A 7,748-nucleotide genomic window follows, 5' to 3' on the forward strand; every position below is an offset into this window, starting at 1 on the left:
CCCCAACATTAACCGAGCGGTTAAAGAGCTGGAAATCCGTTAAAACAACCGGTGGCTCCTGGCTGCTGGTTTTAAGTTCCTCCGGTTTAAACAGGTTAAATCCATAAGCGCCGCCAAAAAGTAGTTCTCCGGCTCTTGTTTTGTAAGCGGCATAGCGGTTAAATTCACGGCCCTGTAACCCATCGTGTTCACTAAAATTGACGCAGCGCAGTTGAATGGGCTGGCCTGGCTCCTGGATAATATCAATTTTTGATAAACCCGATTTGGTGCTTATCCAGAGTTTATGCTGGTTGTCCTGTACAATATCTAATATGGCATTATCCGGCAAGCCATCCTTGGTGCTGAAGCTTTGAAATTCGTTGGTGCCACGAGGCAATACATTCAGGCCCCGGTGGGTGGCAATCCAGATATGCCCGCTATTGTCTTCCAGTATGCCGTTGATGCTGTTATAACTAAGCTTGCTGTTTTCAGCGGTATAGCTGATAAACCGGCCGCTTGCTTTGTCCAGTACATCAATACCCCAGGAGGTGCCGATCCATAAATTACCGCGAGAGTCTTCGGTTAAACTCGTAACATTATCGTGGTGCAGTGTATTGGGTACCGACAGGTTGTGATGGTAGAAAGTGTGGGTAGTTCTATCCAGCCGATCGAGGCCGGAATTCAGCATCCCGATCCATAAATTCAGGTTGTGGTCTTCATAAATCGCAAATACATTATCATTAGCCAGTGAGCGTGGATCCTGTTCGTTATGGCGGTAATGTGTAAACGAAGTTCCGTCGAAACAATCCAATCCGCCCTGGTAGGTACCGATCCATAATTTATCCTGGTGATCCAGGAACAGGGAAACTATTACATCGTTGCCCAGTGAACGGGGATTACCGGGCTCATGCCGGTATTGTTGAAAACTGTTTTTCTTTCGGTCAAAATAGAGCAGGCCACCCCCGTTGGAACCGATCCACAGGTTGCCGGCCTTATCTTCCACAAAGGAATTAATATCTTCAAAGGGTAAGCTGTTTTTATCAGATGAGCGGTGTTTTACCAGGGGAAACTGCAGGCGATTCCTGTCATAAAATGAAATTCCTTTTTTATAGGTGCCCAGCCACATAATACCCAGGTTATCGGGGTATACTGCATAGAGTGCATTTTCTGCAATGGAACTGGGGTCTCCTTCCTTAGTTTTCAGCACGTCTACTTTATTGCGCTCCTGGTTAATAATATTTACGCCGCCATGATCGGTAATGATCCAGATCTTGCCTTCCGGATCCTGTGCAATGCCGGTAATGGTATTGCTGCTTAAGGCAAGTGGAGCGGAATGTTCATTCAAAAACCGGATGCTGTTGCGCGCGGGGTTGTAATGAAATACTCCCAGGGTAGAGCTTCGCTGGTAAATCCAGATTTCGTCCTGTTTGTCAATAAAAAGCGACAATCCCTGGTAAAAACGAACGGGCTGGTTTTGCAGGATCTGTGTTTGTACCAGTTTTTTATCCTGTTCGGTATCATATTTTTCCAGTAAGCCATTATACCGTACCAGCCAGAGGTAGTTTTTGGAGTCGAGGGCAGCGCTGGTAATTGGGTTGGGAGCGCCTTTTTCGATCCTGGTTTGTTTGAGTTGTTTTACTTTACCTGTTTCCGAATACTGGTAAATTCCGGCATCGGCATATACAAAATAATAGTCTTTTTCGTGTTTTAGGATAGATACCAGTCCGTCGATGGGCAGGTCTTTGGAAAGTAGGTAAAGATCAGAGCGGCGGGTTACTTTTTCGGTGCTTACATCGTATATATTCCAGGTGCTCTGAGTGCGTACCCATATTTTCTTTTCCGGACCTTCATAAATATGCGACACATGGTCGTCCATAATGGTGGTACTGTCCTGGTCGCTGTGTTTGTAGGTTTTAAAGGAATACCCGTCATAGCGGTTAAGTCCAGACATGGTCCCAAACCACATAAAGCCGCGGGCATCTTTAAAAATGCAGTTCACCTGGTTATTGGACAGGCCATTACTGATATCGAGTTGGGAAAAGCTGTATTCAGAAGCCTGCCCGTTCATCAGCAAGGGGCAGATCAATACAAGGAATAAGGTAAGCAGGCGACTCATGGCAGCAGTATAAATCCGGTCTGTTAATATAGTGTAATTTTCACAATAATTCATGCCCGGCTACGGGAAAATGGCAAAAAGCCGGGGTTGGGCAATTATCTCGCTTATTCTTTTCCGTTAGTAAGTATTGGCAGCCAAGTGCTCGGGGGAGGTTAATAGAGGACTAGAAAAGGGCATAATAACATGGTTTTCCGGTGAATTTATCTTTTTGGGATTCTGTATATTTAGCCTATGAATCGCAGAAAATTTGTAAAAAACAGCTCCATTGCCATGGCTGGAATTATGTTAAACCCATTGGATGGGATCAACCAGGAACCCCAGTTCGGGCACGGCCCCAAACGGTATAAAATAGATACGCGTTGGAGCCAGGCCGATGTGTCTAAGAACCCGGTAAAAGATTGCCATGAAATGGTGCAGGATGCGCAGGGCAGAATCATCCTGCTTACGAATGAAACCAAAAACAATGTATTGATCTATGATAAAGCGGGAAAGCTGCTGAGTTATTGGGGTACCAGTTATCCCGGGGCACATGGGCTTACCCTGTTTAATGAAAATGGAACAGATGTATTGTTTATATGTGATAATAACCGCCACCAGGTAATTAAAACCACCCTAGATGGACGGGAGCTGATGGTATTGGATTACCCGGCAGAAGCGGGCATTTATTCAAAAGCAGAGGAGTATGTGCCTACGGAAACCACTATTGCGCCGAATGGCGACATTTATGTGGCTGACGGCTACGGCAAGGATTATATCCTGCATTATAATGCCAAAGGACAGTTCCTCGGATACTTTGGCGGACGGGGAACGGAAGCGAAGCACCTCAAAAATGCACACGGTGTTTGCTTTGATAACCGGGATAAGAAAAAGCCCTGTCTCCTGGTTACTTCTAGAGAGGAGAATGCGTTTAAGCGGTATGATCTGAAAGGAAATTACCTCGATACCATTGCCTTACCTGGTGCCTGGGTTTGCCGGCCGGTGATCAAAGGCGATTACCTGTATGCGGCCGTATTACAGTCGAGTGATCGTCCCTGGCAGTCATCCGGTTTTATTACCATTCTTGATAAAAACAATAAGGTAGTGTCTAACCCGGGTGGCAATGCGCCGGTTTATAAGAACGGGGTTTTGCAGCCGCTTACGCAAACCAATCCATTGTTTGCATATCCCCACGATGTATGTATCGATGATGAAGAAAATATATATGTAGCCCAGTGGAATTCCCGCCAGGTTTATCCCTATAAACTCAAGCCACTGGTATAAGTATTTTTCACCGGCCGGGTAATGCCCGGCCGGTGAAAAAATAGTGATCAGATTTCAGCAATTACTTTTTCGCCCATGGCGGCAGTGCCAAGGATTTTGTCTTTGGGTGTTGCGGCATCGGCAATATCACCGGTACGGTAACCCGCTTTTAATACCTTATCTACTGCGTTGATAACGGCTTCGGATTCGGCCTTCATTCCAAAAGAAATATCCAGCAGTAGGGCAGCAGAAAGAATAGACGCCAGCGGATTGGCAACGCCCTTGCCGGTAATATCATGCGCAGAGCCATGGATAGGTTCATAAACGCCGGTTCCATCACCTACGGAAGCACTGGCCAGCATACCCATGGAGCCGGCAATTTGCGAAGCTTCATCGGTAAGGATATCACCAAACAGGTTGGCGGTTACCACCACATCAAAACGGCGGGGATCTTTGATCAGCAACATGGCCGTGGCATCTACAAACTGGTGTTCCACTTCCACATCGGGGTATTCGGGTGCAATTTTCTGGATCACTTCTCTCCACAGGCGAGATGTTTCCAGCACATTGGCTTTATCTACCGAACAGAGTTTTTTGCGACGGGTGCGGGCTGCTTCAAATGCTTTACGGGCAATGCGTTCTACTTCGTACCGGCTGTATTCAGCCAGGTCGTAGGCGGTATCGCCATCGTTTTTACGTCCTTTTTCGCCAAAGTAGATATCTCCGGTCAGCTCACGGAAAAAGAGGATATCAGCGCCCCGCAGAATCTCGGGTTTAATGCTGGATGCGTCCAGCAGTTCATCAAATAATTTAATTGGACGAAGGTTGGCATACAGGCCCAGTTCCTTGCGCATTTTCAGCAGGCCCTGTTCCGGGCGAACTTTAGCAGAAGGATCATTATCGTATTTGGGGTGCCCGACTGCGCCGAATAAAACGGCATCGGAGGCCTTCATTTTCACCAGGGTTTCATCGGGTAAAGCCTGCCCGGTAGCTTCAATGGCAACATGGCCAATCAGCGCCTCATCGTAACTGAAGCTGTGTCCGAATTTAGCTGCAATGGTTTCGAGTACTTTTTTACCAACTGCAGTTACTTCCTGCCCGATACCGTCTCCCGGCACCACTAAAATTTTTTTATTCGCCATTGATTGAAATAATTGATCAGATAATATTAAGCATTTTCACGGTTGCCTTTATGGCCGAAACGGTCTGGTCGCTGTCCAGCCCACGGGTTTTAAACTCGCGGGTTTGGTTTTTCCAGGTAATAACGGTTTCGCAGAGGGCGTCGCTTTTACCACCGGGAGGAATTCGTACCGCGTAGTCGGTTAGTACAGGCAAGTCGATTTTTTTCTGTTTGTAGATTTTTTTGAGTGCGTTCATGAAGGCATCGTATTGTCCATCGCCCTGCGCCTGTTCTTCAAATAATTCACCTGCCAGGCTCACTTTAATAGTAACCGATGGGTTCAGGTTTTTAGCATGTACCAGCGCATAATTTTCAATACGCACTTTATCTTCAATGGTATTACTATCCAGTACATCCGAAATAATATAGGGCAGGTCTGCCTGGGTAACCACTTCTTTGCGGTCGCCCAGTTCAATGATACGCTGGGTTACTTTTTTCAGGTCCTGGTCAGATAACTGTATGCCAAGTTGTGCCAGGTTGTTTTCAATATTGGCTTTGCCGCTGGTTTTACCGAGGGCATATTTACGTTGGCGCCCGAAACGTTCAGGCATCAGGTCGCTGAAATAGAGTTTATTCTTTTTATCGCCATCGGCGTGGATACCAGCAGTTTGGGTAAATACATTTTCGCCCACTACCGGCTTATTTACCGGAATCCGGAAGCCCGAAAATGTTTCTACCAGTTTACTTACACTGTAGAGCGATTTTTCTACCACGTTCGTTTTTATGCCCGGCATAAAATCATTCAGTACAGCAATGGCGCTTGCCAGCGGGGCGTTGCCTGCCCGTTCGCCCATGCCATTAATAGTAAGATGCAGACCATGTGCGCCGGCTTTTACGCCTTCAAGTACGTTTGCCGTACCGAGGTCATAATCATTATGGGCATGAAAATCAAAATGTACATCGGGGTAACGTTGAACAATAGCCGAAATAAATTCCTTTACTTCTTCCGGTGTCAGTATGCCCAGGGTATCGGGCAGCATAATACGTTTGATGGGCTGGGTTGTAAGGAAGTCGAGGTATTGGTACACATACTCCGGTGAGTGCCGCATGCCATTGCTCCAGTCTTCCAGGTAAATATTAGCTTCAATGCCTTTCTTTTTGGCAAGGGCTAATACTTCCTTAATATCGGCAAAATGTTGTTCGGGTTTTTTCTTTAGTTGATGCGTAAGGTGGTTAAGTGAGCCTTTGGTTAAGAGGTTCATTACTTTAGCACCTGCTTCCTGCATCCATTGTATGCTTACATCGCCATCTACAAATGTCAGTACTTCTACTTTATTCAAAAACCCGTTGGCTTTTGCCCATTTGGTTATTTTTTTTACGGCATCAAACTCCCCTTCCGACACTCTGGCGGAGGCAATTTCGATACGGTCTACTTTTACTTCGGTTAACAATAACTGGGCAATGGTTAGTTTTTCCGATGCGGAAAAAGAAACACCGCTGGTTTGTTCACCGTCCCGCAGGGTGGTGTCCATTATCTCTACTGATCGCTTCGCAGGTGACATGCTGATGAGGGGGCTTGCTATTAATACAGACTCTTGGAACTAAATGCTTTGATCTCTTCTTTCATCGATTGCAAATAATCGATATCGTCAAAGCCGTTCATCAGGTTATGTTTTTTATACCCGTTGATATCAAAGGATTCCTGGTCGCCGGTTGAAAGGATGGTAATGGTTTGTGCGGGAAGGTTTACTTCCAGTGCTGCCTGGGGATCGGCTTCGATGGCTTTAAAAATTTTGTCCAGGAATTCTGGCGATACCTGCACAGGAAGAATGCCTACATTCAGTGAGTTATTCTTGAAGATATCGGCAAAAAAGCTGGATACTACGCAACGGAATCCATAGTCATAAATTGCCCAGGCTGCATGTTCGCGGCTACTTCCGCTGCCGAAGTTTTTTCCGCCAACCAGTATTTTACCGGAATAAATGGGGTTATTCAGTACAAATTCCTGTTTGGGAGTATTGTCGTTATTATAGCGCCAGTCGCGGAACAGGTTATCGCCAAAGCCTTTGCGTTCAGTGGCTTTGAGGAAGCGAGCCGGGATGATCTGGTCGGTATCCACGTTTTCAATAGGCATGGGAACAGCGGAAGAGCGAAGCACAGTAAATTTATCGTAGGCCATGATAGAAAGTTAGAAGTAAAAACAAAATAATTAAGATGTAGTACGGGTCGGCAACGCAGGGTTGGTTTACATGAGTTGCCGGGGGTCGGTTACTACGCCGGTTACAGCGGCGGCAGCTGCTACCAGCGGGCTGGCAAGCATGGTGCGGGCACCCGGGCCCTGCCGTCCTTCAAAGTTGCGGTTGCTGGTACTAACTGCATACTTGCCGGCAGGAATTTTATCATCGTTCATTGCCAGGCAGGCAGAGCAGCCAGGCTGTCTTAGTTGAAAGCCGGCTTCGGTAAGTATATCCAGGATACCTTCTTCGCGGATCTGTTGTTCTACGATATGTGAACCTGGTACAATCCAGGCGGTAATATGGTCTGCTTTTTTGCGACCTTTTACAATAGATGCAAAGGCGCGGAAATCTTCGATACGGCCATTGGTGCAAGAGCCGATGAATACATAGTCCACTTTTTTCCCCAGCATCGGTTCTGCTTCCTGGAAGCCCATGTAGTTCAGTGATTTTTCGTAGCTGGCTTTTCCAGAACCGTTTTCCTGTGAAACAGGAATCTGCTGGCTGATGCCGATGCCCATGCCCGGGTTGGTACCGAAGGTGATCATAGGTTCAATCGCTGCGGCATCAAAAACATATTCTTTATCGAATTGAGCACCTTCTTCTGTATGCAGGGTTTTCCAATATGCCAGGGCATTATCCCAATCGGCTCCTTTGGGTGCTTTTTCTCTTCCCTGGATATAATTGAAGGTAGTTGCATCGGGGGCTACCATACCGCCGCGTGCACCCATTTCAATACTCATATTACAAACCGTCATCCGGCCTTCCATGCTCATTTGTTCAAATACTTCGCCGGCAAATTCTACGAAATAGCCGGTGGCGCCTGCCGCGGTTAACTGCGAAATAATATAGAGCACTACGTCTTTAGGAACCACACCTTTTGCCAGTTTGCCATTTACCACAATCCGCATGGTTTTGGGGCGGGGCTGCATAATACATTGAGAGCTGAGTACCATTTCCACTTCCGATGTGCCGATACCGAAGGCAATAGCGCCGAAGGCGCCGTGTGTGGAGGTATGGCTGTCGCCGCATACAATGGTCATTCCGGGCAGGGTGATGC

The 7,748-nt window shown here is 46.9% G+C and carries 6 protein-coding genes; 1 reads left to right on the top strand and 5 read right to left on the bottom strand.

Translation table 11 applies throughout. The annotated features are described in order from the left end of the window. Positions 1-2,095: two-component regulator propeller domain-containing protein (locus A1D16_RS13490; protein WP_290710342.1), on the bottom strand; the 2,095-nt coding region annotated here is incomplete at its 3' end. A gap of 231 nt (positions 2,096-2,326) precedes the next feature. On the opposite strand from A1D16_RS13490, the gene A1D16_RS13495 reads away from it, so the two are divergent. Continuing rightward, the gene (locus tag A1D16_RS13495; RefSeq protein ID WP_290710344.1) at positions 2,327-3,355 is read left to right on the top strand and encodes a 6-bladed beta-propeller; all 1,029 of its coding nucleotides are present in this window, start codon (positions 2,327-2,329) and stop codon (positions 3,353-3,355) included. 47 nt (positions 3,356-3,402) lie between these two features. On the opposite strand, the gene leuB is transcribed toward A1D16_RS13495, so the two are convergent. The 4 genes from leuB to A1D16_RS13515 all read right to left on the bottom strand — a co-directional run. Beyond that, positions 3,403-4,476, bottom strand: a complete 1,074-nt coding sequence (leuB, locus tag A1D16_RS13500; RefSeq protein ID WP_290710348.1) for a 3-isopropylmalate dehydrogenase — start codon at positions 4,474-4,476, stop codon at positions 3,403-3,405. Between the two features lie 16 nt (positions 4,477-4,492). Further along, complete coding sequence (locus A1D16_RS13505) at positions 4,493-6,016, bottom strand: alpha-isopropylmalate synthase regulatory domain-containing protein (RefSeq protein ID WP_290710350.1); 1,524 nt, start codon at positions 6,014-6,016, stop codon at positions 4,493-4,495. 20 nt (positions 6,017-6,036) lie between these two features. Continuing rightward, on the bottom strand, positions 6,037-6,633 hold the full coding sequence (gene leuD / locus A1D16_RS13510) for a 3-isopropylmalate dehydratase small subunit (protein ID WP_290710352.1): 597 nt from the start codon (positions 6,631-6,633) through the stop codon (positions 6,037-6,039). Positions 6,634-6,699: 66 nt separating this feature from the next. Then, positions 6,700-7,748: 3-isopropylmalate dehydratase large subunit (locus A1D16_RS13515; protein WP_290710353.1), on the bottom strand; the 1,049-nt coding region annotated here is incomplete at its 5' end.

It is taken from the genome of Flavihumibacter sp. CACIAM 22H1 (assembly GCF_001601815.1).
GTDB lineage: Bacteria > Bacteroidota > Bacteroidia > Chitinophagales > Chitinophagaceae > Flavihumibacter.

Excerpts from the sequence above, each read along its gene's own strand:
- A1D16_RS13495 (WP_290710344.1), top strand. The coding sequence starts at position 2,327 with ATGAATCGCAGAAAATTTGTAAAAAACAGCTCCATTGCCATGGCTGGA.
- leuD (WP_290710352.1), bottom strand. The coding sequence starts at position 6,633 with ATGGCCTACGATAAATTTACTGTGCTTCGCTCTTCCGCTGTTCCCATG.
- leuB (WP_290710348.1), bottom strand. The coding sequence starts at position 4,476 with ATGGCGAATAAAAAAATTTTAGTGGTGCCGGGAGACGGTATCGGGCAG.
- A1D16_RS13505 (WP_290710350.1), bottom strand. The coding sequence starts at position 6,016 with ATGTCACCTGCGAAGCGATCAGTAGAGATAATGGACACCACCCTGCGG.